1 pseudogene is annotated in these 761 nt (G+C 73.3%); it reads right to left on the reverse strand.

The annotated features are described in order from the left end of the window. Positions 1-761: pseudogene (locus ABTU92_RS29010) on the reverse strand (hypothetical protein); the annotation flags it as partial.

The following is a 761-nucleotide window of genomic DNA, read 5'->3' on the forward strand; positions in this document are numbered from 1 at the left end:
CGATGCCGAACTGCTCGGCGATCCTGATGCGACCTTCGGCCCGTGCCGGCGCCGCGCCGGTCGTGACCGTCGCCGTGGCCAGCCGCCGGACAGGTAGTACTGCCCGCCGCGGATGCGCTCATGCCAGGCCCAGCCGAAGGCGGCGTCGACGAGGTTCGGCGAGCCGCCGAAATTGATCGGCACCCAGCGCGCCAGCACCGCGATCTGATCGGCGGGATGGCGCCCGCCGTCCGCCGGACCAGGCTGGACGATGCTGTCGCCGACACGGCCGGCGTTCGAGTTCGCCAGCACATGGTTGTTGCTGAGGATCAGGTGCCGGTTGTTCCACGGCGCCGTGAGGCCGATCGCGCGACTGCCGAGCGTGCCCGCCGTGATGTCGACGTGCCCGACCGACACACCTCCCGGCGCGGGGCGGTGCCTCGCGCGATGCGAGTAGGCGTCGACCGCCCCGACCGGCACCTGCTGCACCGGCACGCTCGCGAGTGCACGGGTGCCGGCGCTCTGCGCGAGATTGCTCAGCAGCGCGTCCCGCGGCAGCACGCTTTCGGTGAACAGCGTCAACGCCGCCTCGCCGGGGCCGCCGATTCCGAACGCGACGCTGTCGGGGTCCGGCAGGCCGATGCCGACGCCGACGATGCCCTGGGTCGACGGTGCATCCGACAGTGCGGCGAGCGGTCCGGAGGCGGCGAGCAGCGTCGCCTCGACCGCATCGCGGAGCGCGAGCAGGTCGCCCGACACGCGGGCCCCGGCACGATGGTGCC

The sequence above is a fragment of the Rhodoplanes sp. SY1 genome (assembly GCF_046000175.1).
GTDB lineage: Bacteria > Pseudomonadota > Alphaproteobacteria > Rhizobiales > Xanthobacteraceae > Rhodoplanes.